General features: G+C 57.1%; 1 pseudogene. It reads right to left on the bottom strand.

Annotated features, from left to right (window positions below):
* Positions 1 to 359 (bottom strand): annotated as a pseudogene (locus ACR6JA_RS22270) (hypothetical protein); the annotation flags it as partial.

The raw sequence follows: 359 nt of genomic DNA, 5'->3' as shown, positions 1-359 counted from the left end.
CCACGTCCGGGTAAAGCCAGCGGTTGCCGTTCGGCCCACGCTTATTAGAAGACCGCTTCTCATCGATGCGCTTGGAATACAGACGGAACTCTTCCCACATATAACGTGACATCATCGGATACATCTCATGTTCACCGATTTTCGGCTGGCTGGTGTCGCCCAAAGGCATGGTGACGGCGCTCTCGACCGCCGCCACCTCGGCGCTGTCCGACTTCTCCGAGTAGTAATATTTGCGCGGCCGGCCTTCGGTCGTTTTCAACTCCGGATGACGCTTCTGCAAGATGGGGCGCTGCGAGCTGATTTCGGCAACCAATTGCTGCACCAGCTCCGCGTCGTTGGTGATGAACTTGCTGTTCTCC

The organism is Cedecea sp. B1(4) (assembly GCF_059414925.1).
This window is presented reverse-complemented; position numbering and strand designations above follow the sequence as displayed.